Annotated in this window: 27 protein-coding genes; 21 read left to right on the forward strand and 6 right to left on the reverse strand. The window is 61.0% G+C overall.

All coding sequences use genetic code 11. The features are described from left to right. Positions 1–45 precede the first annotated feature (45 nt). The 9 genes from fahA (at position 46) to speB (ending at position 7,132) form a co-directional block, all read left to right on the forward strand. On the forward strand, positions 46–1,302 hold the full coding sequence (gene fahA / locus SM765_RS13460) for a fumarylacetoacetase (RefSeq protein WP_274838246.1): 1,257 nt from the start codon (positions 46–48) through the stop codon (positions 1,300–1,302). Between the two features lie 3 nt (positions 1,303–1,305). Further along, complete coding sequence (locus SM765_RS13465) at positions 1,306–1,662, forward strand: VOC family protein (protein WP_274838245.1); 357 nt, start codon at positions 1,306–1,308, stop codon at positions 1,660–1,662. Positions 1,663–1,666: 4 nt separating this feature from the next. Further along, positions 1,667–2,617: an MBL fold metallo-hydrolase gene (locus SM765_RS13470; protein ID WP_274838244.1), complete on the forward strand. Its 951-nt coding sequence runs from the start codon at positions 1,667–1,669 to the stop codon at positions 2,615–2,617. Positions 2,618–2,622: 5 nt separating this feature from the next. After that, a complete protein-coding gene (locus SM765_RS13475; RefSeq protein WP_274838243.1) occupies positions 2,623–2,877 on the forward strand; it encodes a hypothetical protein in 255 nt (84 codons plus the stop codon). 152 nt (positions 2,878–3,029) lie between these two features. Further along, positions 3,030–4,643 (forward strand): FAD-dependent oxidoreductase, encoded by a 1,614-nt coding sequence (locus SM765_RS13480; RefSeq protein WP_274838242.1) that lies wholly within the window; start codon positions 3,030–3,032, stop codon positions 4,641–4,643. 5 nt (positions 4,644–4,648) lie between these two features. Next, entirely contained in the window at positions 4,649–4,861 is a 213-nt protein-coding gene (locus SM765_RS13485; RefSeq protein WP_065271581.1) for a DUF2783 domain-containing protein, read from the forward strand. Then, a complete protein-coding gene (locus tag SM765_RS13490) occupies positions 4,858–5,400 on the forward strand; it encodes a VOC family protein (protein WP_274838241.1) in 543 nt (180 codons plus the stop codon). The genes SM765_RS13485 and SM765_RS13490 overlap by 4 nt, the downstream gene beginning before the upstream one ends. An 81-nt stretch (positions 5,401–5,481) precedes the next feature. Beyond that, positions 5,482–6,123, forward strand: coding sequence for a maleylacetoacetate isomerase (maiA, locus tag SM765_RS13495; RefSeq protein ID WP_274838240.1), 642 nt, complete (start codon positions 5,482–5,484; stop codon positions 6,121–6,123). 52 nt (positions 6,124–6,175) lie between these two features. Beyond that, positions 6,176–7,132, forward strand: coding sequence for an agmatinase (gene speB / locus SM765_RS13500; RefSeq protein ID WP_274830335.1), 957 nt, complete (start codon positions 6,176–6,178; stop codon positions 7,130–7,132). 16 nt (positions 7,133–7,148) lie between these two features. Here speB and SM765_RS13505 read toward each other — a convergent pair whose 3' ends face one another. Beyond that, positions 7,149–7,805, reverse strand: a complete 657-nt coding sequence (locus SM765_RS13505; RefSeq protein WP_274838239.1) for a GntR family transcriptional regulator — start codon at positions 7,803–7,805, stop codon at positions 7,149–7,151. A 136-nt stretch (positions 7,806–7,941) separates the two neighbouring features. On the opposite strand from SM765_RS13505, the gene dctP reads away from it, so the two are divergent. The 12 genes from dctP to SM765_RS13565 all read left to right on the forward strand — a co-directional run bounded on the left by dctP (position 7,942) and on the right by SM765_RS13565 (position 20,913). Beyond that, positions 7,942–8,928 (forward strand): TRAP transporter substrate-binding protein DctP, encoded by a 987-nt coding sequence (gene dctP / locus SM765_RS13510; RefSeq protein WP_065271586.1) that lies wholly within the window; start codon positions 7,942–7,944, stop codon positions 8,926–8,928. 69 nt (positions 8,929–8,997) lie between these two features. Then, positions 8,998–9,543 (forward strand): TRAP transporter small permease, encoded by a 546-nt coding sequence (locus SM765_RS13515; RefSeq protein WP_065271587.1) that lies wholly within the window; start codon positions 8,998–9,000, stop codon positions 9,541–9,543. 3 nt (positions 9,544–9,546) lie between these two features. After that, positions 9,547–10,863: a TRAP transporter large permease gene (locus SM765_RS13520; protein ID WP_065271588.1), complete on the forward strand. Its 1,317-nt coding sequence runs from the start codon at positions 9,547–9,549 to the stop codon at positions 10,861–10,863. Next, positions 10,860–12,116 (forward strand): malonyl-CoA decarboxylase, encoded by a 1,257-nt coding sequence (locus tag SM765_RS13525; RefSeq protein WP_274835530.1) that lies wholly within the window; start codon positions 10,860–10,862, stop codon positions 12,114–12,116. The genes SM765_RS13520 and SM765_RS13525 overlap by 4 nt, the downstream gene beginning before the upstream one ends. Before the next feature lie 3 nt (positions 12,117–12,119). Next, the gene (locus SM765_RS13530; protein WP_274833310.1) at positions 12,120–13,637 is read left to right on the forward strand and encodes a malonate--CoA ligase; all 1,518 of its coding nucleotides are present in this window, start codon (positions 12,120–12,122) and stop codon (positions 13,635–13,637) included. Between the two features lie 447 nt (positions 13,638–14,084). After that, positions 14,085–15,398: a sn-glycerol-3-phosphate ABC transporter substrate-binding protein UgpB gene (gene ugpB, locus SM765_RS13535; protein ID WP_065273600.1), complete on the forward strand. Its 1,314-nt coding sequence runs from the start codon at positions 14,085–14,087 to the stop codon at positions 15,396–15,398. A gap of 81 nt (positions 15,399–15,479) precedes the next feature. Next, positions 15,480–16,361 carry a sn-glycerol-3-phosphate ABC transporter permease UgpA gene (ugpA, locus tag SM765_RS13540; protein WP_065271591.1) on the forward strand — a complete coding sequence of 294 codons (882 nt, stop codon included), beginning with the start codon at positions 15,480–15,482 and terminating at the stop codon, positions 16,359–16,361. After that, positions 16,361–17,209, forward strand: coding sequence for a sn-glycerol-3-phosphate ABC transporter permease UgpE (gene ugpE / locus SM765_RS13545; protein ID WP_274838238.1), 849 nt, complete (start codon positions 16,361–16,363; stop codon positions 17,207–17,209). The genes ugpA and ugpE overlap by 1 nt, the downstream gene beginning before the upstream one ends. Continuing rightward, on the forward strand, positions 17,210–18,289 hold the full coding sequence (locus tag SM765_RS13550; protein ID WP_274838237.1) for a sn-glycerol-3-phosphate import ATP-binding protein UgpC: 1,080 nt from the start codon (positions 17,210–17,212) through the stop codon (positions 18,287–18,289). A gap of 9 nt (positions 18,290–18,298) precedes the next feature. Next, on the forward strand, positions 18,299–19,201 hold the full coding sequence (locus tag SM765_RS13555; protein ID WP_274838236.1) for a glycerophosphodiester phosphodiesterase family protein: 903 nt from the start codon (positions 18,299–18,301) through the stop codon (positions 19,199–19,201). Then, positions 19,198–20,091 carry an HAD-IIA family hydrolase gene (locus SM765_RS13560; protein WP_274838234.1) on the forward strand — a complete coding sequence of 298 codons (894 nt, stop codon included), beginning with the start codon at positions 19,198–19,200 and terminating at the stop codon, positions 20,089–20,091. The genes SM765_RS13555 and SM765_RS13560 overlap by 4 nt, the downstream gene beginning before the upstream one ends. A gap of 48 nt (positions 20,092–20,139) precedes the next feature. Beyond that, positions 20,140–20,913: a DeoR/GlpR family DNA-binding transcription regulator gene (locus SM765_RS13565; protein WP_274833307.1), complete on the forward strand. Its 774-nt coding sequence runs from the start codon at positions 20,140–20,142 to the stop codon at positions 20,911–20,913. 73 nt (positions 20,914–20,986) lie between these two features. Here SM765_RS13565 and SM765_RS13570 read toward each other — a convergent pair whose 3' ends face one another. The 5 genes from SM765_RS13570 to SM765_RS13590 form a co-directional block, all read right to left on the reverse strand. Beyond that, positions 20,987–21,946: a cation efflux transmembrane domain-containing protein gene (locus SM765_RS13570; protein ID WP_274835535.1), complete on the reverse strand. Its 960-nt coding sequence runs from the start codon at positions 21,944–21,946 to the stop codon at positions 20,987–20,989. A 152-nt stretch (positions 21,947–22,098) separates the two neighbouring features. Continuing rightward, positions 22,099–23,379: an ABC transporter permease gene (locus SM765_RS13575; RefSeq protein ID WP_274835537.1), complete on the reverse strand. Its 1,281-nt coding sequence runs from the start codon at positions 23,377–23,379 to the stop codon at positions 22,099–22,101. Continuing rightward, the gene (locus SM765_RS13580) at positions 23,376–24,296 is read right to left on the reverse strand and encodes an ABC transporter permease (protein WP_065271599.1); all 921 of its coding nucleotides are present in this window, start codon (positions 24,294–24,296) and stop codon (positions 23,376–23,378) included. Before SM765_RS13580 ends, SM765_RS13575 begins: the two co-directional genes overlap by 4 nt. 12 nt (positions 24,297–24,308) lie before the next feature. Then, positions 24,309–25,421 (reverse strand): ABC transporter ATP-binding protein, encoded by a 1,113-nt coding sequence (locus SM765_RS13585; RefSeq protein ID WP_274838233.1) that lies wholly within the window; start codon positions 25,419–25,421, stop codon positions 24,309–24,311. Between the two features lie 151 nt (positions 25,422–25,572). Further along, a complete protein-coding gene (locus SM765_RS13590; RefSeq protein ID WP_065271601.1) occupies positions 25,573–26,697 on the reverse strand; it encodes an extracellular solute-binding protein in 1,125 nt (374 codons plus the stop codon). Between the last annotated feature and the right edge of the window lie 126 nt (positions 26,698–26,823).

Below are 26,823 nucleotides of genomic sequence, written 5' to 3' on the forward strand. Positions count from 1 at the left end.
GCCGGGGTGATCCCGGCGCTTGCACATAACGTTTTGGGAGACACCATGCCCCTTTTGAAATCCTGGGTCGCCTCGGCCAATTCCGCCGACACGCCCTTTCCGCTGAACAACCTGCCCTACGGCGTCTTCTCTGTCGGTGACGAAGACCCGCGCTGCGGCGTCGCCATCGGCGACATGATCCTTGATATGCAGGCCGCCGAAGAGGCAGGCCTTATCGACCTGACCGACTACGCCCTGTTCGAGGTCCCCTTCTGGAACGACCTGATGGAAGAAGGTCCCGCCGTCTGGACCGCCCTGCGCAACCGTCTGACCGCGCTTCTGTCCGAAGGCGCCGCCGAGCAGGCCAAGGTCGAACCGCTGCTGGTGCCGCAGGCCGATGCGCAGATGCATATGCCCTTCATGGTCAGCGAATACACCGACTTTTACGCCGGCAAGCATCACGCCATGAACGTCGGCACCATGTTCCGCGGCCCGGAAAACGCGCTGCCGCCGAACTGGCTGCACATCCCGATCGGCTATAACGGTCGCGCCTCCTCGGTTGTCGTGTCCGGCACCGATGTGCGCCGCCCCTGGGGCCAACTGAAAGGCCCGAATGACGACGCCCCCCGCTGGGCGCCCTGCGCGCGTTTCGACATCGAGCTGGAAATGGGTGCCATCGTCGGCGTCCCCTCCGAAGGTCCGATCACCGTGCAGGAAGCGGACGACAATATCTTTGGCTACGTACTGCTGAACGACTGGTCGGCGCGCGATATCCAGGCCTGGGAATACCAGCCGCTTGGCCCGTTTCAGGCCAAGGCGACCGCCACCACCGTCAGCCCCTGGATCGTGACCAAGGCGGCGCTGGAACCCTTCCGCTGCGACACGCCCACGCGCGAAGTTGAGCTCCTCGATCACCTCAAGGACTGCGGACCGATGCTCTATGACATCGATCTGGAGGTGACCATGGCGCCAGAGGGCAAGGACGCCAGCACTATCGTGCGCACCAACTACAAGGAAATGTACTATTCCGCCGCGCAGCAGCTGGCCCATCACACCACATCTGGCTGCCCGATGAACGCGGGTGACCTGCTAGGTTCCGGCACCATCTCGGGCGAAACCAAGGAAAGCCGCGGCTCGCTTCTGGAACTCAGCTGGGGCGGCAAGGAGCCGGTGACGCTGAAGACGGGCGAGGAACGTTCCTTTATCGTCGATGGCGACACGCTGACGCTGAAAGGCGCGGCCAAGGGCGACGGCTACACCATCGGGTTCGGCGAATGTGCGGGTAAGATCCTGCCCGCGCTGGACGATCCCTATAAGCGCTAAGCTGTGATCGCCCTCGACCATATCCAGATTGCCATCCCCAAGGATGGAGAGCCCAAAGCCCGCGCCTTTTGGTGTGAGGGCCTTGGGCTGGCCGAGATCGAAAAGCCGGAAGCGCTGAAAGCGCGTGGCGGCCTGTGGCTGTCCCTGGCCGGTTCCGAGCTGCATCTGGGCGTGGAAGAGGGGTTCACCCCTGCGCGCAAAGCCCATCCGGGCTTTGCCGTAGACGACATCGACACCATCGCGGCACGGATCACGGCCACCGGCCAATCACCGCGCTGGGATGACACCATAGAAAGCCGACGCCGGTTCTTCGCCGAAGATCCATTCGGCAACCGGCTTGAGTTTCTGCAAAAGGACTGAACACATGGCAAAGGCATTCGCGTCGCAAGGCGACATGACGGAAAAGAAGATCAGCTTCACCGAAGTGGGCGAGGGCCTTTACGCCTTCACCGCCGAGGGCGATCCAAACTCGGGCGTGATCATCGGCGATGACTCGGTGATGATCGTCGAGGCGCAGGCCACCCCGCGTCTGGCGAACAAGGTGATCGAATGCGTGCGTTCAGTGACGGACAAGCCGATCACCCATGTCGCGCTGACCCACTATCACGCGGTGCGGGTTCTGGGCGCCTCCGCCTTTGGTGCGCAGCAGATCATCATGGGTGATGCTGCCCGCGCCATGGTCGTTGAACGCGGTCAGGAAGACTGGGACAGCGAATTCCAGCGCTTCCCGCGCCTGTTCGAAGGTCACGAAAGCATCCCGGGCCTGACCTATCCCACCACCACATTCTCGGAAGACATGACCGTCTATCTGGGCAACCGCCGCGTCGACCTGATGCACCTGGGCCGCGCCCATACCGCAGGCGACATCGTGATCCACGTGCCGGATCAGAACGTCATGTTCACCGGCGATATCGTGGAATACCACTCAGCCTGCTATTGCGGCGACGGTCACTTCAGCGACTGGGGTGATACGCTGGATGCGATCAAATCCTTTGACGTCGACGCCATCGCGCCGGGTCGCGGGGATGCGCTGGTCGGCAAGGAAATGGTCAACGCGGCCATCGAGAACACCCGCGACTTCGTCGAAAGCACCTATCGCCCCGCCGCCCGCGTGGCTGCCCGCAACGGCACCCTGAAAGAGGCCTGGGACGCGGTGCGCCAAGAGTGCGATCCCAAGTTTAAAGACTACGCGATCTACGAGCACTGCCTGCCCTTCAACGTCGCCCGCGCCTATGACGAGGCCCGCGGTATTGACACCCCCCGCATCTGGACCGCACAACGTGACCTTGAAATGTGGGACTCACTACAAGGCTAAGATGCATGAAAATAACGCACTTTAAGTCAGCGGCGATGAAAGCAGCTGTAGTTTTAGTGCCCTCGTATCTGGCGGCATTCTTGAGCGACAAAATGGTTTGGGTCGTGCCGACACTCGCAGCTTCAAGCTTTTTCGCTGCAACGATTGGCGTCAAATCGGAAGATGCTGCCAGAAACGTTGAAGAAGATCTCGAAAGCCATACCGAGCATGCCAATCAAAACCACGCTGAAGGCATGTCGGTGGAAACAGGGAGCAACTAGAACCTTTCGCCAGCCCAACAAGGTTTGGCTTTTTTGACCTAGGTCGTGTTGCTCCCGCTTTTGAAATGGAATGCTAACCTAACCTCCCGGCCAACCCCATGGCCGGGAACCGGAGAAGCTGTGCCAAGCGGCACCCTTTGGGAGGACACCAGATGAACAAGATCTTTGAAGTGCCCCTGTACCCGTATGAACGCCATGCGGATCAGGACGCCCCGGCGCCGGTGCGGCGCAAGGTGGTGATCATTGGCGCAGGCCCGGTCGGCCTTGCCGCAGCCATCGACCTGGCCCAGCAGGGCATCGAGGCGGTGATCCTGGATGACAACGACAAGGTCAGCTTCGGCTCGCGCGCGATCTGTTTCGCCAAACGGCCGCTGGAGATCCTTGACCGCCTGGGCTGCGGTCAGCCGATGGTGGACAAGGGCGTGCAGTGGAACATCGGCAAGGTCTTCTTCGATGATCGTCAGGTCTATGAATTCAACCTGCTGCCGGAGGAAGGCCACAAGCGCCCGGCCTTCATCAACCTGCAACAGTATTACTTCGAAGAGTACCTGGTGAACCGGGTCAAGGAATTGCAGGCCGAAGGCGCCCCGATCGAGATCCGTGGCCGCAACAAAGTCTCCGCCATCGGCACCCACCCCGATCACGTGACGCTGGAAATCGATACGCCCGAAGGGTCTTACAATATCGAGGCAGACTGGCTGATCGCCTGCGATGGCGCCGGCTCTCCGACCCGGCAGATGCTGGGGCTCGATTTCGTGGGCCGCGTGTTCGAGGACAACTTCCTGATCGCCGATGTGGTGATGGAGGCCGACTTTCCCACCGAACGCTGGTTCTGGTTCGACCCGCCCTTCAACAAAGGCCAGTCGGCACTCTTGCACAAACAGCCTGATGGCGTCTGGCGCATCGACCTGCAGCTGGGCTGGGACATCGACAAGGAGCGCGAGAAACGCCCCGAGAACGTCATTCCCCGCCTCAAGGAAATGCTGGGCGAAGATGTGAAATTCGAACTGGAATGGGTGTCGATCTATACCTTCCAGTGCCGCCGCATGGAGAACTTCCGCCATGGCCGCGTGTTGTTTGCGGGCGATGCAGCGCATCAGGTCTCTCCCTTCGGGGCGCGCGGTGCGAACTCGGGTCTGCAGGACACCGATAACCTGTGCTGGAAGCTGAAACTGGTGATGGAGGGCAAGGCCCCCGAAAGCCTGCTCGACAGCTACGATCAGGAACGGGTCTATGGCGCCGACGAGAATATCCTGAACTCCAGCCGCTCCACCGATTTCATCACCCCGAAATCGGAAATGTCCCGCGTGCTGCGCGATGCGGTTCTGGACCTCAGCGAACATTTCGAATTCGCCCGCCCGCTGGTGAACTCGGGCCGCCTGTCGGTGCCTTGTACCTATGACGGATCGCACCTGAATTCCGCCGATGCGCTGCCCAATGGGCCGGAGCGCACCCGCCCCGGATCGCCCTGCCCCGATGCACCGCTTGGTGATGAGTTCCTGCTGCCGAAACTGGCGGACAAGTTCACTCTGCTGACCATCGACGCCGAGGCCCCCGACATGATCGAGGAAGGCGGCATCGAAGTCACCCGGCTGGCGCTGTCGGTCAAGGACGACCGCACCCTGGCCCTGAAGGAACGTTACCTCGGCGACAATGCCAGCGGCGTCTACCTGATCCGCCCGGATCAGCACGTGGCCGCCCGCCGCCCCTCCTATGACGACAACCAGTTCCGCGCCGCCATCCGCCGCGCCGTGGGCAAGGAGTAACACGGATGTCCGACCAACTGATCCTGACCCCGAACATCGACGGCGCCGACGATTTCTACGCCGATCTTCTGGCCGCACACGAGGGCCTTTCCAAGGCCGACAGCGACGCGCTCAATGCGCGGCTGGTGCTGGTCCTGTCCAACCACATTGGGAAACGCGCGATCCTGAAACAGGCGCTGGCGGCTGCCGCGCTTCAGCCTTCGGAGGAGAGCAAGTGAAAATCGAGAAAATCCACCACGTCGCCTATCGGTGCAAGGACGCCAAGGAAACGGTGGAGTGGTACAACAAGATGCTGAAGATGGACTTTGTCCTGGCCATTGCCGAGGATCACGTCCCGTCCACACATGAACCCGACCCTTACATGCATGTCTTCATGGATGCGGGGGACGGCAATGTCCTGGCCTTTTTCGAATTGCCGACCAAGCAGGAAATGGGCCGTGACCCCAACACACCGGAATGGGTGCAGCACATCGCCTTCAAGGTGAAGGACCGCGACACGCTGATCGAATTCAAGGAGCATCTTGAGGCGAACGGCGTCGAGGTGCTGGGTGTGACGGATCATTCGATCTTCCACTCGATCTATTTCTTCGACCCGAACGGCCACCGGGTGGAACTGGCCTGCCCAGATCCCAAGGAAGAGGCGCTGCTGGAAAAACTGGACGCCGTGAAATGGGAGATGCTGGAGGAATGGTCAAAGACCAAGAAGGCGCCCAAACACGCAGACTGGCTGCACGCCAAGGAACTGAGTAACGTCTGAACAACAGACCGAAACACAAAGACCGCATCCGGGGATCCCGGGTGCGGTTTCATATCAGGCAGGCACAAGAGGGAGAGACTGATGACGGATGTGGTGCTTTTTGATTACTGGCGGTCGTCGGCCAGCTACCGGCTGCGCATCGCGCTGAACCTTGCCGGGATCGAATACCAGTCCATCCCCGTCGATCTGGTAAAGGGAGAGCAGCGGAGCCCCGAACATCTGGCGCGCAACCCGCAGGGTTTCGTGCCGGTGCTGGAGATCGATGGGCTGCGGCTGACACAGTCGCTGGCGATCCTGGATTATCTGGACCAGACCCGTGATCTGAACCTTCTCCCGAAAGCCCCGGCAGAGCGGGCCAAGGCGCAGGCACTGGCGCAATCCATCGCGGTGGACCTGCATCCGGTGTGCAATCTGGCTGTCGCCCGCCATGCCACGCAGCTCGGCGGCGGGCGCGAGGATATGCCCAAGGCCTGGATGCAGCATTTCATCCGCCCCGGATTGCAGGCGTTCGAGGCGCTGCTGGCGGGGTTTGAACAGGCCCCCTATTGCACTGGTGATGCGCCGGGGCTGGCTGATATCTGCCTGATGCCGCAGATCTACAATGCCCGCCGCTGGGAGGTAGATATCTCCGACATGCCACGCCTTTTGGCGGTTGAGGAAGCCTGCGCCCAGCATCCGGCCTTTGCTGCTGCCCATCCGGATGCGGTGCAACCCACCGCTTGACCCCGCCCCACCGCTTCCCCTTACTGTCGGCAACAACAACGGGGAGCGCAGAATGAGCAAACACGGATATGACAGCGGGCGGCTGAACCTGCCTTTCGTCGGCATCTGCACCTTTGGCAAATACCCTTACGTGGAAGACTGGGACGCCATCGATGCGGATGCGGCCGTTCTGGGCGCACCCTTTGATTTCGGTGCCCAGTGGCGGTCGGGCGCACGCATGGGGCCGCGCGCCATCCGCGAAGCCTCGACCCTGTTCAGCTTTGGTCATGCGGGCGCCTATGATTTCGAGGATGACGTCACCTATCTGGACCCGGCCAAGGTGACCATCGTAGACATTGGCGATGCGGATATCATTCATACCGATACCCTGCAGAGCCACGCCAATATCGAATACGGCGTGCGTAAGATCCTGAAGGCCGGTGCCCTGCCGGTGGTGCTGGGCGGCGATCACTCGGTGAATATCCCCTGCATCAACGCCTTTGACGATCAGGAGCCGATCCACGTGGTGCAGATCGACGCGCATCTCGATTTCGTCGACGAACGTCACGGGGTACGCTATGGCCATGGCAACCCGATGCGCCGCGCCGCTGAAAAACCCTATGTCACCGGGCTGACCCAGATCGGCATCCGCAACGTCTCCTCCACCGCCAAGGACGGCTATGATGCCGCCCGCTCAATGGGGTCGGACATCCAGTCGGTCCGCCATGTGCGCAAGATGGGCACCGAGGCGCTGATCAACCGCATCCCGCAAGGAGAGCGCTATTATCTGACGGTAGATATCGACGCCTTCGACCCCTCAATCGCACCGGGCACCGGCACTCCCAGCCACGGCGGGTTTCTCTATTACGAGGTGTTGGAGATCATCGACGCGCTGGCGCAGCGGGGCGATATCGTCGGGCTTGATCTGGTGGAGGTGGCGCCGGATTATGATACCACCGGCTGCACATCCATTTTGGCGGCGCAACTGCTGATGAACACCATCGGGCGCATCCTGCACCACCGCGATTGAACCTGCTGCGGCGGCTTTATTCTGCGGCGCTTTTGAGGCTGGCCATCAGAGTGTGGAACTTCTCGCCCTGCACCGCGACGTGATCGCGCAGGGCTTCGGCAGCGGCTTCGCCGTCGCCCCGGACCAGCGCCTGCACCACGGCCTTGTGTTCATCCATGGACTGCGCCAAACGCCCGCGAAACCGCAGCTGCTGGCGGCGAAAGGGCTTCAGGCGTTTGTGCAACTTGCAGGCTTCCTGCTCCAGAAACCCATTGCCGGATTCGCGGTAGAGGATGCGGTGGAAACGCTCGTTCTCCACGTAATAGGCATCCGAATCTTGTGCATCGACCGCTGCTTGGCATTTAGCATTGGCATCGTTCAGCTCATCCAGCGCCTGATCCGAAATCCGCTTGGCTGCCAGCCGTCCGCAGACCGCTTCCAGCTCGGCCATGACTTCGAACATTTCCATCAGTTCAACCGGGCCGGGCTGACGTACAAAGGCGCCGCGTCGCGGGATCAGCTGTACCAGACCAGAAAGGGCAAGCCGCTGAAATGCCTCACGAAGCGGCGTGCGTGAAACGCCGAACTGTTCGGCCAGGCGCACCTCGTCCAAGCGGTCGCCATCCGCAAAAGTGCCGTCAAAGATCAGCTCTTCCAGCTCTTCAGCGATACTATCTGCACGACGTTGCCCCATGGATTTTCAGTAGCACTCCGGTTTTGAAAATTCAACATGACTATTCTTGTATACAAAAATATTGACTTGAAAAACACCTGATGTTTACGTTCGGGCATCTCCAGCCATCAAAGGTTGGAATTTCTGGGAGGAAAAAATGAAAACCATGCTGAAAGCTGCGGTCGCTGCCGCGGCGCTCTTGTCGTCGGCCGCGCTAGCCAATGCCACCGAACTGCGCCTGTCGCACCAGTGGTCGAACAAGGACATCCGCCACAAGGTCGCGCAGATCGTCGCCGATGAGGTGGCCGCCGCCGATGTCGATCTGGACATCAAGATCTTCGGCTCCAAATCGCTGTTCAAACCGCGCGAGCAGTATAAACCGCTCAGCCGCGGCCAGCTGGACATGACCGTTCTACCGCTCAGCTATGCTGGCGGCCAGCAGCCCGCCTATAACCTGACGCTGATGCCCGGCCTGGTGAAGAACCACGACCACGCCGCGCGGCTCAGCAACTCGCCCTTCATGGAAGCGCTTGAGGCCAAGATGGCCGACGACGACGTGATGGTTCTGGTGCACGGCTATCTGGCCGGCGGTTTCGCAGGCAAGGACAAGTGCATCACCAAACCCTCCGACATCGAAGGACTGCAGACCCGCGCGGCCGGCAAAGCCTTCGAACAGATGTTGGCGGGCGCCGGTGCCTCCATCGCCTCGATGGCGTCCTCGGAAATCTACAACGCCATGCAAACCGGCGTTCTGCAGGCTGCTAATACCTCGTCATCGTCCTTCGTGTCCTACCGGATCTACGAACAGGTCAGCTGCTACACCCCGGCGGGCGATGTAGCCCTGTGGTTCATGTACCAGCCTCTGTTGATGAACAAGAGCACCTTTGAGGGTCTGAGCGAAGCACAGCAAAACGCGCTGCTGGCCGCTGCCGAAAAGGCCGAAGCCTACTACCTGGAAGAAGCCAAGAAACAGGACGCCGCCTCGGCCAAGGTCTTTGCCGACGCCGGTGTGGAAATCGCCCAGATGAGCGCCGATGACTTCGACGCATGGCGCAAGCTGGCCATGGAAACCTCCTACAAGAAATTTGTGGATGAGGTTTCGGACGGTCAGGCGCTTCTCGATTTGGCGCTCGCAGTCGAGTGATAACACCCGGCGGGGTGGCCTGAAGCTGCCCCGCCTTTTTTGAATTTCTCAGAACTTCAGGAGGCGGGAATGGCAGGACAAAGTGCGGCCACGATCGCAAAAACCGGGAACAATCCGTTCCTGCGGGCCGTTGCGGGCCTGTCCACACTTGCCGGCTGGTGCGCGGCTGCCATGATCATGGCAGCGGTTGCGATTACCTGCCAGATGATCGTGATCCGGTTTGTGCTGAACGGATCCACTGTCTGGCAGACCGAGGCGGTGATTTATCTGGTCATCTCGGCCACCCTGATCGGCCTACCCTATGTGCAGCGGCTGCGCGGCCATGTGAACGTCGATCTGATCCCGATTTCGTTGCCGCCGCGCGCGCGGTTTGGGCTGGCGGTTCTGACCTCACTCCTGTCGATCAGCATCATGGCGATAATGCTGTGGTACGGGTTCGAGTACTGGCATTTCGCCTGGGATCGCGGCTGGCGCTCGGACACCGTATGGGGCGTGCGCCTGTGGATCCCCTATCTGGCTATTCCCGTCGGGTTTGCCCTGTTCCTGCTGCAACTGATTGCTGACTTCGTGGCGCTTCTGACCGGCGCCGACAAACCCTTTGGCCTGGATCTCTGACCTATGGACCCACTTGTTCTTGGGGGCATTGTTGCCCTTTCCACAATCCTCGTGCTGTTTTCTGGCGTCTCGGTCGCCTTGGGGCTGCTAATCGTTTCGGCCGGTTTCCTGATGATCTTTGACGGGATGCGCAGCCTTGAGCTGATGCCGGAAATCCTGTTCGGGAAACTGGATAATTTCGCCCTGTTGTCGATCCCGATGTTCATCATCATGGGATCCTCTATCGCCTCGACCCGCGCAGGAGCGGATCTCTATGAGGCGTTGGAACGCTGGCTGACCCGCATTCCCGGCGGGCTGGTGATTTCGAACCTTGGCGCGTGCGCGCTGTTTGCTGCCATGTCGGGATCCTCGCCTGCGACCTGCGCCGCCATCGGCAAGATGGGCATCCCTGAGATGCGCAAACGCGGCTACCCCGAAGGCGTGGCCGCAGGCTCCATCGCCGCCGGTGGCACTCTTGGCATCCTGATCCCGCCCTCGGTCACCATGATCGTCTATGGCATTGCCACCGAAACCTCGATCGGGCGGCTGTTCCTGGCCGGTGTCATTCCCGGTCTCATGCTGGTGGGTCTGTTCATGGCCTGGTCGCTCTATTCAACCTGGCGCTCGGGCGACACCGAGCGTCTTGGCTCGGGCAGCTATACCTGGGCCGAACGGTTCGAGATCCTGCCTCGCGTGGTGCCCTTCCTGCTGATCATCCTTGGGGTTCTTTACGCCATGTATGGCGGCATCGCGACGCCTTCGGAAACCGCTGCCGTCGGAGCACTTCTGTGCCTGCTGATCGCGATGGTGATCTACAAGCTGTGGAACCCGCGCGATCTCTGGGTGGTGCTGCGCGACAGCACCAAGGAATCGGTGATGATCCTCTTCATCATCGCCGCCGCCGGGGTGTTCTCCTACATGCTCAGCTCGCTCTTCATCACCCAGTCGATTGCCGAATGGATCGGCACGCTGGATGTGAACCGCTGGGTGCTGATGGGGGCGGTCAACGTCTTTCTGCTGATCGCGGGATTCTTCCTGCCGCCCGTCGCGGTGATCCTGATGGCGGCACCGATCCTGCTGCCGATCATTACAACCGCCGGTTTCGATCCGATCTGGTTTGCCGTGGTGCTGACCATCAATATGGAGATCGGGCTAATCTCTCCGCCGGTGGGTCTGAACCTTTACGTCATCAACGGCATCGCGCCGGACATTTCGCTGAAGACCATCCTCACCGGCTCGCTGCCCTTCGTGGCCTGCATGGTGCTGGCAATCGTGCTTCTGTGTCTGTTCCCGGGTCTGGCGACCTGGCTACCCAACCTTGTGATGGGAGGTGCAATGTGACCCTTCTCGCAGATCTCCTCTCCACCGTCTTTGAACGCCGCTACCGCTGGTCGGGCGCGGCGGGACAGGACAACCGGCCCATCGCCGAACTGGCCGAAGATCTGGTTGGGTCGGCAGGCGAGACGTCTGAGCTGATGCTGGCACGCGAGGTGATTTCGGGCTTTGAGCAACTGGAGGACGCGGACAAACTGGCGTTCTTCACCCATATCGCCACCAAGCTGAACATCGACCCCGAGGCGGTGCGCAGCGGGTTGGATGCCTATGAGCAAAGCCCGTCAAAGGCGACCTACCGTACCTTCATGGCTGCGGTCGAACCCAGGCGGCAAGAGTTGATCCGCCGCCTGAACCGGGTGCCGGGCGCCACCGGTGCGCTGGTGCGGATGCGCGCGGATCTGTTGCGCCTTGGGCGGGGCATTCCCGAACTTGAAGCACTGGATCAGGATTTCCGGCATCTCTTTGCCTCCTGGTTTAACCGAGGCTTTCTGGTGCTGCGCCCGATCAACTGGCAAAGCCCGGCGAACATTCTGGAGAAGATCATCGCCTACGAGGCCGTGCACGCCATTCACAGCTGGGACGATCTGCGCCGCAGGTTGCAACCGGCAGACCGGCGCTGTTTCGCCTTTTTCCATCCCGCGATGCCGGATGAGCCGCTAATCTTTGTCGAAGTGGCACTGACCAAGGGCACACCGGGATCCATTCAGGCGCTTCTGGCCGAAGACCGCACCCCGATGACCGCGGACGAGGCCGATACGGCGGTGTTCTACTCGATCTCCAACTGCCAGTCGGGTCTGGCCAGCATTTCCTTTGGCAATTCATTGATCAAGCAGGTGGCCGCCGATCTGGCGGCGGAACTGGCGGGGCTCAAAACCTTTGTTACCCTCTCCCCCATTCCAGGGCTTGCGGGCTGGATCGAGCAGGAGGGTCTGGATTGGGCTCCCTCCGACCCGGACCGGATGAAATCGGACGCCGCCCATTATCTGCTTAACGCCAAAGGGCGCGGTGGCCTGCCCTTTGATCCCGTCGCACGGTTTCATCTGGGCAACGGCGCCATTGTCCACGCGGTGCACGCCGACGCGGATACCTCGGACAAGGGCCGGGCACAGTCCGGCGGCGCGATGGTCAACTACCTATATGACCTGAAGAAAGTCGCACAGAACCACGAACAATTCGCCACCAGCCAAAAGGTGGCCGCAACGGCAGAGGTGCGCGCCCTCGCCGCCGCATCAAAGCTGCAAAAATCAGAAGAAAGTTAGCCCATGGCAAATCCTCTTTATGACGGGCTGTTTGGTGCCCATGCCGGAAAATCCACCCCGTTTCTGTATCTCCCGGACGGGCAGGTGATCACCCATCAGGAGTTTCTTGGCACCGCAGCGCAGATCGCCCATGTCCTGACCGGCAAAGGGCTGCAACCCGGCGACCGCGTTGCCGTTCAGGTGGAAAAATCCCCAGAGGCGCTGGCCCTATATGCGGCCTGTGCGCAGGCCGGTCTGGTGTTCCTGCCGCTCAACACCGCTTATACGGCGGATGAGCTATCCTATTTCATCGAAAACAGCGGCGCCTCGGTCGTGGTCTGCGATGCCGGGAAGGAGGCGACCGTCGCCCCCATCACCCAACCTCTCGGCGCTGCGCTGGAGACGCTGAACGCAGATGGCTCTGGCACCCTGATGGCCCAGGCGGCGGCGATGCGGACCTCCTATGACACGGTCGACCGGGAAGGCGAGGATCTGGCGGCCTTCCTTTATACCTCTGGCACCACCGGACGCTCAAAGGGGGCGATGCTGACGCAGAACAACCTGCTGTCAAACGCGGAAACGCTGGCGGCCGAGTGGCGGTTCACGGCGGATGATGTGCTGCTGCACGCGCTGCCGATCTTTCATACCCACGGGCTTTTTGTCGCCAGCAATGTGACGCTGCTGGCGGGGGGCGCGATGATCTTCTTGCCGAAATTCGACCTTGATGCGGTGATCGAGAACCTGCCGCGCGCGACCACGATGATGGGGGTGCCGACCTTCTATACCCGGCTTCTGGGAGATGCGCGGTTCACCGGAGATCTGACCCGGCATATGCGGCTGTTCGTGTCCGGTTCTGCGCCCTTGCTGGCGGAGACCCACGTGCAATTCGAAGAACGTACCGGCCACCGTATTCTTGAACGCTATGGCATGACTGAAACCAATATGAACACCTCCAACCCCTATGAGGGCGAGCGCCGCGCGGGCACCGTCGGCTTCCCGCTGCCGGGGGTGGAGCTGAAGATCACCGATCCGGCGTCGGGCGACACCCTGCCCGCAGGCGAGGTCGGCCAGATCGAGGTGCGCGGTCCCAACGTCTTCAAGGGCTACTGGCAGATGCCAGAGAAGACAGCAGCCGAATTGCGCAGCGATGGGTTCTTCATCACCGGGGATCTCGGGATGGTGGACGCGGATGGCTATGTCCATATCGTCGGCCGCAACAAGGACCTGATCATCTCGGGCGGATACAACATCTACCCCAAGGAAATCGAACTGGTGCTGGATGAACAGCCCGGCGTGCTGGAAAGCGCGGTGATCGGCGTACCGCACCCGGATTTCGGCGAAACCGTGCTGGGCGTTCTGGTCCCGGCGCCGGGCGAAACCCCCGACACGGATGCGATCATGGACGCGGTGCGTGACGTTCTGGCCCGGTTCAAACACCCGCGCAAGCTGGTGATACTGGATGAGCTGCCCCGAAACACCATGGGCAAGGTGCAGAAAAATATCCTGAGAGAGCAGTACCAGGACACCTTCAAGGCTTCCTGACGCCACGGAAGATGACCCGGATATGCGCCCCAATCTTGCGGGGTTGTCGGGCAGAATCAGATCTTTTGCAACGCACCCCGGCCGCCCCAACGGCGCCGGGGTGTTGTACTTTTTGACGATCTCAGATGGCGCTTTTCAACAGAAAATAACGGCTCCCGGGCCTGCTCACGACATCGTCAGCCCTGCCTCAGCCGCAGATTTTGGCACATAAAATTCTAAAAACTTCAATCATATACCACCGCCGCAAGGCCGGTTCGGAGTGAAAGATTATTAATTGGGCAGACTATGTCCGTCTTGACGAAATGTTCACCTGAACGCAAAGTGAATTCATATGAGCGTTACAAAGACAGAATAATGCGCCTCATGTGAGTGATTGAACTCATACGGAATCAATAACGGGGAATCGCTGCGGACAGGACTGATCTGCCGTGGCCTCAGGAGATGAACATGAAACTCAAATCCATTCTTTCGGCGACCACTGCATTTGCCATGGTCGGCACCACCGCATTCGCCGAGAAGGCCGAAGTGCAGTTCTGGCACGCCATGGGCGGTCAGCTGGGCGAAATCGTCGACAAATTCGCATCCGAATACAACGCCGGTTCTGACAGCTGCCACATCAACGCTGTCTACAAAGGCAACTACACCGAGAACATGACCGCCGCTATTGCTGCTTTCCGCGCAGGCGAGCAGCCCCACGTTGTGCAGGTCTTCGAAGTTGGCACCGCCACCATGATGGCCGCCGGTGACAAGGGCGCGATCTACCCGGTCTACAAGCTGATGGAAGACGCAGGCGTCGATTTTGATCCCTCTGCCTACCTGCCTGCCGTGATCTCCTACTACACCGACACCGACAACAACCTGCTGTCGCTGCCGTTTAACTCCTCCACCCCGGTTCTGTGGTACAACAAGACCGCGCTGGACGCTGCCGGTGTTGACGTTCCCACCACCTGGGACGAAGTCGAAGAAGCCGCCCGCGCCCTGAAGGCAAACGGCGTTGAAAAGCCCTTCTCCTTTGGCTGGCAGTCCTGGTCGAACATCGAAAACTACTCGGCATGGCACAACCTGCCCATGGGCACCGAGGAAAACGGCTTTGCCTCGTTGAAAACCGAGTTCAGCTTCAACAACGACGCGGTTGTGAACCACATCCAGCGTATCGCCGACATGGGCAAAGAAGGCCTGTTCGCATACGGCGGCCGTCGCGGTGACAGCCGTGGTCAGTTCGTGAACGGCGAAACCGCGCTGTGGATCAACTCCTCGGCCTATTACGGTGGCTTCAAGAAAGACATCACCGATTTCGAATTCGGCCAGACCATGCTGCCGGTTGACACCGCAGTGGCGGACAAGCCGCAGAACTCGATCATCGGCGGTGCAACCCTGTGGGTTCTGAACGGTCACGAGCAGGCGGAATACAGCTGTGTCGCCGACTTCTTCCAGTTCGTTTCTGCCCCCGAGCAGCAGGCCTACTGGCACCAGAACACCGGTTATGTTCCGATCACCACCGCGGCCTACGATCTGTCCAAGGAACAGGGTTTCTATGAATCCGATCCGCTGACCGACACCGCGATCAAGCAGCTGTCCCTGAACGCACCGACACCGGCCTCCAAAGGCGTCCGTTTCGGTAACTTCGTGCAGGTGCGTGACATCATCAACGAAGAGCTGGAAGCCGTATGGGCAGGCGACAAAGACGCCAAGACCGCCCTGGACGAAGCTGTAGAGCGCGGCAATGCCCTGCTGCGCAAGTTTGAAAAAGCCAACGACTGATCATCCCCACATGTTGGCTATAGGGAGGTCCCTGGCGGGGCCTCCCCTTTTTGAAAAAGACCACCCCAAAGGTTCCTGCCCGTGCAAAAGCGTGTCGTCTTCCGCTCCCGGTTGCTGCCATACCTGCTGGTACTGCCGCAAATCGCGATCACCATCGCCTTCTTCTTCTGGCCCTCCTATCAGGCGCTTGAAAGTTCATTCTTCATCGAAGACGCCTTTGGGTTTTCCCGTGAATGGGTCTGGCTGGACAACTATTACGAACTGTTCAGCGATCCCGGCTACCTGAAGTCCTTCCGCACGACGCTGCTGTTCGGTTTCTCGGTTGCCTTCCTCGCCATGGCCATCTCCCTGATCCTGGCGGTTGCCGCCAACCGCGTGATCAAGGCCGCGACCGGATACCGGACCCTGCTGATCTGGCCCTACGCCGTCGCGCCCGCCCTTGCCGGTGTGATCTGGTACTTCCTGATGAACCCCTCGCTTGGCATCGTTGCCTACTGGCTGAAAGGGATCGGGATCGAATGGAACCACTATGTGAACGGTGATCAGGCCCTGTTGCTCGTCGTGGTGGCCGCCGCCTGGAAACAGGTCAGCTACAACTTCCTGTTCTTCCTTGCCGGGCTGCAAAGCATTCCCAAGTCCCTGATCGAGGCAGCCGCCATCGACCGGGCCGGGCCGGTGCGCCGCTTCTGGTCGATCACCTTCCCGCTTTTGACGCCCACCACCTTCTTCCTGCTGGTCGTCAACCTCGTCTATGCCTTCTTTGACACCTTCGCCCTGATCCACGCCACCACCGAAGGTGGCCCCGCAGACGCCACCTCGATCCTGGTGTTCCGCGTCTACAACACTGGCTTTATTGGTCAGGACTACGGCTCCTCGGCTGCTCAGTCGGTGATCCTGATGGGCATGGTGATCCTGATGACCTTCATCCAATTCCGTTACGTCGAGCGCAAGGTGCAATACTGATGGTCGAAAATCGCCCCATTCTGACGTTCTTTACCCATGCCATCCTAATCGCCGGCGTCCTGTTCCTGTGCTTTCCTGTCTGGATGGCGCTGGTTGCCTCGACCCACGGTCCCGGCGCACTGTCGCAATCGCCGATCCCGCTGTGGTTCGGGGATCAGGCCTGGGAAAACTATTCCCAGCTTCTGGCCGGTGGCCTACCCGAGGCCGGCGGCGTGCCCATCGGCATGATGATGTTCAACAGCCTGATCATGGCGCTGGTCATCACCTTCGGCAAAATCATCATCTCGATCCTGTCGGCCTATGCCATCGTCTATTTCCGCTTCCCCTTCCGCATGGGCTTTTTCTGGATGATCTTCGTCACCCTGATGCTGCCGGTCGAAGTGCGGATCCTGCCCACATTCGATGTGGTGGTGAAGATGGGTCTTCTGAACACCTACGCGGGTCTGACCGTGCCGCTGATTGCCTCGGCCACGGCAACCTTCCTGTTCCGCCAGTTCTTCCTGACCATCCCGGATGAGCTGGTCGAGGCGGCCCGCATCGACCGCGCAGGGCCGATCCGGTTCTTCAAGGATATCCTGCTGCCGCTGTCGCGCACCAATATCGCAGCGCTGTTCATCATCCTCTTCATCTACGGCTGGAACCAGTATCTCTGGCCGCTCCTGATCACCACCGACGAAAGCCTCTACACCGTCGTCATGGGCATCCAGCGCATGGTCAACTCGGGCGAGGCGCTGCCGGTCTGGCACTACATCATGGGCACCGCCGTCCTTGCCATGATCCCCCCGGTTCTGGTCGTCGTTCTAATGCAAAAGCTCTTTGTCAAAGGGCTGGTCGAAAGCGAGAAATAAATGGCTACTCTCAACATCAAATCCCTGGGCAAGACCTATCCCGGCGGCGTCACCGCCGTGTCCGACGTCAACGCGGATATCGCGGATGGAGAGTTCATCGTGCTGGTCGGCCCCTCGGGCTGCGGCAAGTCCACCATCCTGCGGATGATTGCGGGTCTTGAAAGCATCACCACCGGCGATCTGAACATCGGTGAGCGCCGCGTGAACGATCTGGAGCCGGGCGAGCGCGACATCGCCATGGTGTTCCAGAACTACGCGCTTTATCCGCATATGTCGGTGCGCGGCAACATGGAATACGGCCTCAAGAACGAAGGCCTGCCCAAGGACCAGATCGCCGAGCGCATCGCCGAGGCCGCCCGCACCCTGCGGCTTGAGGAGTATCTGGACCGCAAACCGGCGCAGCTCTCGGGTGGTCAGCGCCAGCGGGTCGCCATGGGCCGCGCCATCGTGCGTGACCCCAAGGTGTTCCTGTTCGACGAGCCGCTCTCGAACCTCGATGCCAAGCTGCGCACCCAATTGCGCGCCGAGCTGAAGGCCCTGCACCAGCGTCTGGGCGCCACCTTCATCTACGTGACCCACGATCAGGTCGAAGCCATGAGCCTTGCGGACCGGATCATCATCATGAACGCAGGCCGGGTCGAGCAGATCGGCACGCCGATGGACCTGTACCTGCGTCCGGCCAGCCGGTTCGTCGCCGATTTCATCGGCAGCCCCGCCATGAACGTAGTCGAAGGCACCGTCACCGAGGATCGCCGCGGCCTGTTGGTCGATGGCAGCCGTGACATCCGCTTTGCCGGTGAAATCCCCGCCCTGGCAGGTGCCAAGGTCGCCATGGGCATTCGCCCCGAACACCTGTCCATGGATGCATCGGGTGCGGCGCAATTCCATCTGGAAGTCGATTTCGTCGAACAGCTGGGCGCAGATACCGTGGTCCACGGCAAGGTCTCCGGCACCTCGGTCCCGCTGGCCGTGCGCCTGCCCGGCGTGCAGCAGCATGACAGCGGCGAGACGCTGGAACTGGGCTGTGGCGCCGATCAGCTACACCTGTTCGATCTGGCCTCTGGCAAACGACTGGCCTGAGGACGGATCATGCAGTTGCCCAAGATATTCGGACATCGCGGCGCCCCGGATGTTCTCCCCGAGAACTCTCTGGACGGGTTCGCGCATACCATCGCCTCCGGCGCGGATGGGATCGAGCTGGATGTGCTGTTGACCAGCGACGGCGTGCCCGTCGTCACCCACAATCACCATCTTCTGGCCGACACCACCCGCGACAGCGCGGGTGTGTTCCTGTCAGAGGAAGGCCCGGCCATCGGCGCGCTGACCTACGAGGAGCTTTGCGCTTTTGACGTGGGCGGTATTCGTCCGGGTTCGGAGTACGCGAAGAAGCACCCGCAGCAGCAGGACCTGCCCGGCGCCCGTGTGCCCCGCCTGTCCGAGGTGCTGGATCTGGTGGCCAAGGCCGACCGTCCCGTCGATGTTCTGGTCGAGCTGAAGCACGACCCCGAAGACGCCGCAGAACCCGCGCCCGAGGATTTCGTGCGCGCTGCGGTCGATGTCATCACCGCCACGGGAACCCAGGATCACTGCCTGATCCATGCGTTTGACTGGCAGATCCTGTCGGCGGCTAAACGCGTAGCACCGCAGTTCCGCCGCTCGCACCTGTCGATGAGCCGCGAAATCCACGCCTCTGGCAACCTCTACGACGGCTCGCCCTGGCTGGACGGCGCCCCTGCCGATCCAGAGGCGATGCTGCGCCATCTTGCCGACACCGGCGCGACTGTCTGGAGCCCGCTGTTCTGGGAATTGACGCCTGACCATCGGGAGCTGGCCCGGAGCCTTGGCCTGCAGGTCATGGTCTGGACCATGCGCGGCGCAGATGCGATCCGCAAAGGTCTGCTGGCGGATGTGGACGGGGTGATAACCGATGATCCCGCGCTGGCCGTGCGGCTACGCGACGAACTCCTTGCAGCAGAGGCCACGACAGCATGACCCCCGAAGCCGCCTTTGCCAGATACGAGGAAATCCGCGCCCATCTGCCCGTCAGCAATCACAAGGGAAAGGCGCTGCCGGTATCGGGCATTGACCAGGTGATGGATCAGACCGATGCCTTCGTCTTTGACGCCTATGGGGTGCTCAACGTTGGCGACAGCCCAATCCCCGGCGCGCACGAACGCGTGCAGCAGCTGCGCGATGCAGGCAAGGCGCTCTTGGTTCTGACCAATGCAGCCAGCTTTACCCGTGCCCAGACCGAAGAGAAATTCGCCCGCCTCGGCTTTGACTTTGCCGCGGAAGAGATCATCTCAAGCCGCGAGGTCTGCGAGACCTGCCTGACCGACATCGCCCCGGACGGCACCTGGGGCGTGATGGCGCCAGCTGGGTTTGAAGCTTCCGAGCTGCCGGTGGCCGCCGTGGCGCTGGGGAATACGTCCGACACATACGATGCCGCAGATGCCTTCCTGCTGCTCAGCACCTCGGACTGGACCGAGGCGCAACAGGGCATGCTGCACGACAGCCTGGCGCGCAATCCCCGCCCGCTTGTGGTGGCAAACCCAGATCTGGTCGCCCCGCGCGAAACCGGACTGACACTGGAGCCAGGGTTCTACGCCGTCGCACTGCGCGATCAGCTGGGCATTTCGCCGGTATTTCATGGCAAGCCTTTCCCGTCGGTCTATGCCGCAGCGCAGGCCCGGCTTGGTGACATAGCGCCGCAGAGGATCACCATGGTTGGCGACACCCTGCACACCGATGTGTTAGGGGCGCAGGCGCAGGGCTGGAACACCGCCCTGATCACAGCGCACGGGCTGTTCGCCGGTCACGATGTCACCGGCTACATCGAGCGCAGCGGAATTGTCCCGGACTGGATCGCGCCGTCGATCTGATCCAACAGTGGAAGACCTCGGACGGCGGCAACAGGAACGGAAGCCCGGATGAGCGACCTCAACGACCGTCAACGTCAGATCATGGAACAGCTGCGCGCTTCGGGGCAGCAATCCATCAATGAGCTGGCTGCTGAATTCGGTGTCGCCACCCAGACCATCCGCCGCGATATCAACGATCTGTGCGACCAGGGGTTGGCGCGGCGGGTGCATGGCGGGGTGGCGCCGCCGTCCAATCCGCTGAACCTCAACTTTCACGCCCGCGCCACGCTGAACGAGGACCGCAAACGCGCCATCGCCAATGCCGCAGCGGCGCTGATCCCCGAAGGCTCGACCGTTCTTCTGGGCATCGGCACAACGGTGCAATACGTCGCCGAGGCGCTGACCCAGACCCCCGACATCACCATCGTCACCAACAATCTGGAAGTTGCCCGGCTGATGTGCAACGCGCCCTCCTGCGATGTGCATGTGGTAGCCGGGCAGCTGCGCCCCGAGGATCGCGATCTGGTTGGTGCGCAGGCGTTGGAAGGCTACCGGAAGTTCGTCGCAGATTTCGGTGTGATCGGCGCCGGGGCGTTGGATCCCGAATACGGTATCCTCGATTTCAAACACTTCGACGCCGAGGTCAGCAACGCGATCCGCGCCAGCGCGCGGCGGATGCTGCTGGTGGCCGACCATACGAAATGGAGCCGCTCTGCCGCCCACCGCGTTGCGGGGTTCGATGCGATGGATCATTTCATCACCGACCGCCTGCCCGAGAACGTCGATTGGTCCGGCCCGCCCGTGACGCTGGCCAGCGGGACGGGTCACAGCCGGACTGGCTGAGCAAAACGGACAAAGACAAGCCTGAGAGGCATCCCGGCGAACATGCAGGGCCGTTTTACCGGGAGCTCAGGCTTCAGAACGGATTCAGAGCATCGGGCCAGCGCCGGGGATGTTCGGTGATCAACAGCAGCACGTCCGCCCCCGTCAGCGTCTTGCGCGCATCCTCGATCATGCGCAGGTTCAGCTTGTCGATGTCTGATGCTGACATAGGACGGCGAGGATCGTAGTAGACAGTCACCAGGAACGTACGGCCCAGTTTGGTCACCGACATGTCCTGCAATTCGCCGCCATCCTCGGCGATCGCGGACCGCAGGCTGCGCCGGGCGCTCGCGACATACTCCGGTCGCGCGCTCGCGCCGGCCAATTCGCCCAGCCCACCCCGGAATTCACGCACATAGGAACCGATGGCCAGCAGACAGAGCAAGAGTACAATCACTGAATCGCCAACCGGCGCAACCGGTGCCAGCGGGCCATCCCGGAACATATAGATGGCGCCCAGACCGGCACCCGCAGCAGCCGTGATCAGCCCGTCAAACATCGCGGCCTTTGCCTCAAGCCGCAGGATCGCGCTGCGCTTCCCCGTTCGGCGCCAGGTAAAATGATGGAATCCCCACAGGATCGCGCAGACCAGCCCGATCCCTGCAAAGTAGATGATCATGGGGGCAAAATTCAGCGGCTCAGGCGTCATGCCACTGAGGTAGTTGTAAACGTTCTTGATCGCATTCGTGATGGCGAACAGGACCAGTCCCAGAAGGGACAGCGACCGGAAGGTTGAGAAGATCGCCTCGTCCGCAGCATAGCCATAGGGGCGGGCCTTGTCGGGGCCTGCATCAATGCGGCGGCTGATCCGCCGTCCAAGAAGCGCGGAACCGAATCCGATCAGGGAGAACAGACCGTCCATCATGATCGCGTTGGAGTTCGATAGCACACCCGCCACCAACCCTGCTGCGGCCATGAACAGGTTGCCCCACATGGCCACGCCCAGCGAACGGCTTTCAAGGCGCTTTGTGTTGTCGCCGTTCTGCGTAGCCATATCGCGCTTTCCCAATGTGACACCCGTTTCGCTGCATCCCTATCCTGCCATCGAATGTCTGCCAACACCCGCAAGGCATTCCTGCCTTCCGCACAACCATAGAAAAAGGCGGCCCCTTAGAGCCGCCTTTTCATTTTCGCTTCAGAGCAAGGTCAGTCGCCACTGCCCTCGCCGCTCAGCGTGCTGGGGGCAAAGACATTGCCAAAGCCGGAGTTGTTGCTGTCCTCCGCCGCGGGCGCCTTGCTTTCTTCCTCCTCGTCGCCGCCGGTCAGGGCATTGGGGCTGAAGACCCCGCCAAAGCCGGAGTTGTTGCCAGAGGGCGCTGCCTGAGATTTCGGCGCGGCTTCGGCCTCTTCCGCCGCCTTGCGGGCCGCTTCCTCGGCGCGGCGCTGGCGGAGTTCCTGGATGCGCAGCTCGGTCTCGATGCGCTTTTGCTCCTGCACATCGGCAATACATTGCGCGGGGCTGTAGACCGTGGCGGTGCCGACAACGACAACCGTAGCGCAGGCCAGAACCACCAGTACCACCGCCGCCCAGTTCGAGCTGAGAAAACCCGGAACGCGGAACTTGCCGCTTTCCAGCTCTTCCACCGTAGCGTCCTTGCGGGCCGTGGCCACCAGTTCCTTGCGGCGGATGTTCGCCTCGTTGAAGAGCGCCGCAAAGACGGTCAGCACCACGATGATAAAGGCCAGGGCCGAGATCGCAGGCGTAATGCCATAGCGCACCTTCTGGGCCAGTTCGATGGTCAGCGTCGGATATTCGCCAAAGGTGAAGGTAGTGGTGTTGTAGTTCTCGAAACTGGCGAGAAAGGCCAGAACCGCAGCCGAGGCAATCGCCGGTTTCATGAACGGGAGCAGCACCTTGCGGAACGCCTGCGCATGGGTGGCGCCAAGGTCCAGCGCCGCCTCAGTCAGGGCCGTGTCATAGCGTTGCAGCCGCGCCACCAGCACCAGCATGCAATAGCTGGCGATAAAGGTGGACTGACCGATCACCGTCAGGAACAGCCCGTTTGACAGGAAGCTGTCGGCGCCAAGACCCACCATGCGATTGATCCGGTCCCAGAACACCAGCGTCGAAATACCGATGACAACGCCAGGGATCAGGATCGGCGCGATGATGATGGTGTAGTATGTGGCGCGCAGCTTGGGCCAGATCTGGGTCAGCATCAGTGCCCCGGCAAGCCCCATCGCCACCGACAGTACCACCGTGCCAGCCCCTACCAGAATCGAGTTCTTGATCCCGTTGAGGATACGCTCGTCCTGAAACAAGGCCGAGAACCATTCGAAGGTCAGGCATTCCCAGGGCGTGGCCCGCGGGAATTCGGGGCTGTTGAAGGCGGTGACCGACATGATCACCAAGGGGCCCAGCAGATAGGCAAAGAAGATCGCCAGATAGATCCAGAGGCTGGCGCGCATCAAGGAGAAGGACTTCATTTGCCGATATCTCCCATGTTGACCTTGAACAGGCGCATGATCGCCAGCACCAGCAGGATACAGGTCACCAGCAGCACCACCGCATAGGCCGCGCCCTGTGGCCAGTCACTGTTGTCATTGAACTGCTGATAAATCAGCTGCGTGAACCAGAGCGACGATGGGCCACCCAGGATTTGCGGCGCCGCAAGCGCCCCGGCCGACAGCATGAAGACCATGGTACAGCCGGAGGAAATGCCCGGTTTGGCATAGGGGATGACCACGCGGCGATGGATCATCGGCCAGCTGGCCCCCATGTCCCGCGCTGCCTCGATCTGGTTGCGGTCAAGGCTTTCGATCACGTTGTAGATCGGGAAGATCATCAACAGGATGTAGGCATAGCCAAGGCCCGCATAGAGCGCGATATCGTTGCGGATGAAATCAAAGGGCGTATCGAAAATTCCCAGCCCCACCAAAGCGTTATTCAGAACCCCGGTTTCGCCAAAGATGATGCGCAGGGCAAAGGCGCGCAGGATCTCATTGATCCAGTAGGGAATGATCAGCATCAGCGCAAAGATGCGGATGTGGTTGCCCTTGGTCTGCGCCAGATAATAGGCAATCGGATAGCACAGGATCAGGTTGAACAGGGTCACGAATACGGCTGCGATCAGGGTCCGGTAGAACACCCGCAGATCGACTGCGTTATAGTCCTGACTGCCGCCCTCGGGGCCGTAGATCAGGTATTTATAGTTCTCGACAGTATAGACATCCTTAGGTCCGCCGATTTCCGGCGGTGGCAGGTTGGGCCGGAACGAGAAGTCGAGCATCGACAGCTGCGGCAGGATGATGAGGCCCACGGTCCAGAACAGGACCAGACCCAGCATCAAAGACCCCATGCCGACGCCGTTGCGGTTGAAGAATTCCCTCAGAAAACGAGGCATCACGATCGCCTCCTATTCCGTGGCCAGTTCGCCAGCAGGCAAAGCCACGGCGTTCTGGACATCATATTGCAGGGTCATTGCCTCGCCCTTGTGGCTGTCAAAGGACTGGCCAAGGTTGGGCAGCGACACCTTCAACTCCTTGCCACCGTCGCCTTCCATGAAGATGTTGAAGACGTTGCCTTCGAATTCCTCGTTGGTGACGGTGGCGGTGACAAAGTGATCACCAGAGGCGCCCGCAGGCGCGAGGGCAAAGGCTTCGGGGCGGATGAACAGCATGGCATCGTCACCCGGCTGCATCTTGCCGTGATTGGCGGTGGAGATGCGGGCCAGCAGATCGCCGGAGCGGTTGGTGCTGATCAGGGCCGTCTCGCCCGAGACCTGTTTCACCTTGCCGCGAAAGACGTTGTTTTCCCCGACAAAGGAGGCGGCAAAGGCTGTGGCGGGGTCGTTGTAAACCGATTTCCCATCGCCGATCTGGTCGATAACGCCAGCGCGCATCACCGCGATATTGTCGGACATGGTCAGGGCCTCGCCCTGATCGTGGGTGATGTAGATGAAGGTGATGCCGACCCGCTGCTGGATCTCGCGCAGCTCGGTGCGCATGTGCTGGCGCAGTTTCAGGTCCAATGCCGACAGCGGCTCATCGAGCAGCAGCACGTCCGGCTCGGCGCACAGGGCGCGGGCAATGGCAACCCGCTGGCGCTGACCGCCGGACAGTTCCGAGGGCAGCTTATCCCCCTGCCCCGGCAGCGCGATCATGTCCAAAAGCTCATCCGCGCGTTTGCGCCGCTCGCGGGCCGAGGCGCCCTTTATCTCCATGGAGAAGGTGATGTTCTCCCAGACCTTCATCAGCGGGAACAGCGCCAGATTCTGAAAGATCAGCGCGGTGGGACGTTTGTTGGGGCCGATCCCCTTCATGTCGTTACCGCCGATCAGCACACGGCCCTCGCTTGGCTCAAGAAAGCCCGACACCGCCCGCAGAATGGTGGTCTTGCCGCATCCCGACGGCCCGAGGAAGGAGAAGAAATCGCCCCCGTTGATGTTCACATTCGCGTCGCGCACCGCGACGAAATCCCCAAATCGGATCCAGAGGTTCTCAAGATCTACACCGACCCCAGCACTCATATGGCCTCTCCTCAGATTGCACCCCTCCGGTCCGGTGGCAGACCACCGGTCGGCGCAGGATGCACCCGTTCAATTGTCATTGCGTCTTGCGCCATCTGGCGCGCGGCTGGCCCCCCGGATGCACCGGGAGGCCAGTTTTATCAGGCGCGGATCAGGCGCTCTTGAACTTGTTGACGAACTCGGTGCGCACGTCGGCGTACCAGGGCGCCTCGGCCGGCCAGGGGTTGAGATTGGCCAGGCTGTCGCCGGGATAGGCTTCGGCGAAGTTCTTCTTGTAGGTGTCGCCCGAGTAGGCATCTGCGCCCAGAACCGGCGAGTTGTAACCATGGCTGTCGATGGCCACGCCCGCGGGCTCCTTGCGGTAGGCGAACTCGATGAAGGCATAGATCTGTTCGATGTTCTGCGCGCCAACCGGCATCGACATGCCATCGACCCATGCCATCGCACCTTCGACCGGCGCCTGGTAATGCACCGGTTCGCCCGCGGATTTCAGCGCCAGCGGCGGGCCGTCCCAGGTCTGACCAACCACGACGCCTTCGTTCAGCAGACCGTTCTTCTGGGTATCGGCATCGTTCCAGATCAGCTTGATCCGGTCCTTTCGCGCCACACACCAGTCGGTGATCTGGCCCCAGACCTTGCGCATGGTCTCTTCGTCTTCGTAGGCGGCCCAGACAGAACCCGGCTCCATCTCACCCGAAGCTTCCATGTACAGACCGGCGCCCAGCATCATCGAATGCGCGCGGCCCATGGTCTTGCCGGCGTTCTCTTCGCTCCAGACATCGCCATAGGAGGGCGCATCGCCCGCAGGCAGCCATTTGTCGGTACGGTAAGCGATACCTTCGGTGCCCCAGATATGCGGCAGCCAGTGCGAGCCCTTGCCGCCAAAGTTCCAGGCGTCGGTACCGATCTTGGCCATCGCCGGGTTCACCGCGTCGATGTTCACCTTGCTCATGTCAAAAGGTTGCAGCAACTCCAGCGGGCCCCACTGCAGCGAGCGGTTGTTGGTGGGCGATACGATGTCAAAGCCCTGCCCCTTGGTCGCCTTCATCTTGTTGATGATTTCCTCGTTCGAGCCGATACCGGTGTAATTCACCTTGATACCGGTTTCCGCCTCAAAGGCTTCGAGGAAGGAAGGCGGCAGATAATCCGACCACATCAGAATGTTGACTTCACCCGAAGAGGCCAGCGCGCTCTTGGAATAAAGCGGTGCGGCCAGCGCGGCTGCGCCTGCTGTCTTCAGCACGGAACGCCGGGTGACGGTGTGTTTTGCAGTCATTGTTTGGATACTCCCTATTGGATTATTGGTCGTGTTTTTATTTTCGTTGTCTCAAGTAACAAAAGCTTGCGGTTGGCCTGTCTCAGTCGACAGTGACAGTTTCAAAAATTGATAAGGCCAGAATGT

The sequence above is a fragment of the Pseudophaeobacter sp. 1A09344 genome, from assembly GCF_041008745.1.
GTDB classification, from domain to species: domain Bacteria; phylum Pseudomonadota; class Alphaproteobacteria; order Rhodobacterales; family Rhodobacteraceae; genus Phycobacter; species Phycobacter gallaeciensis_A.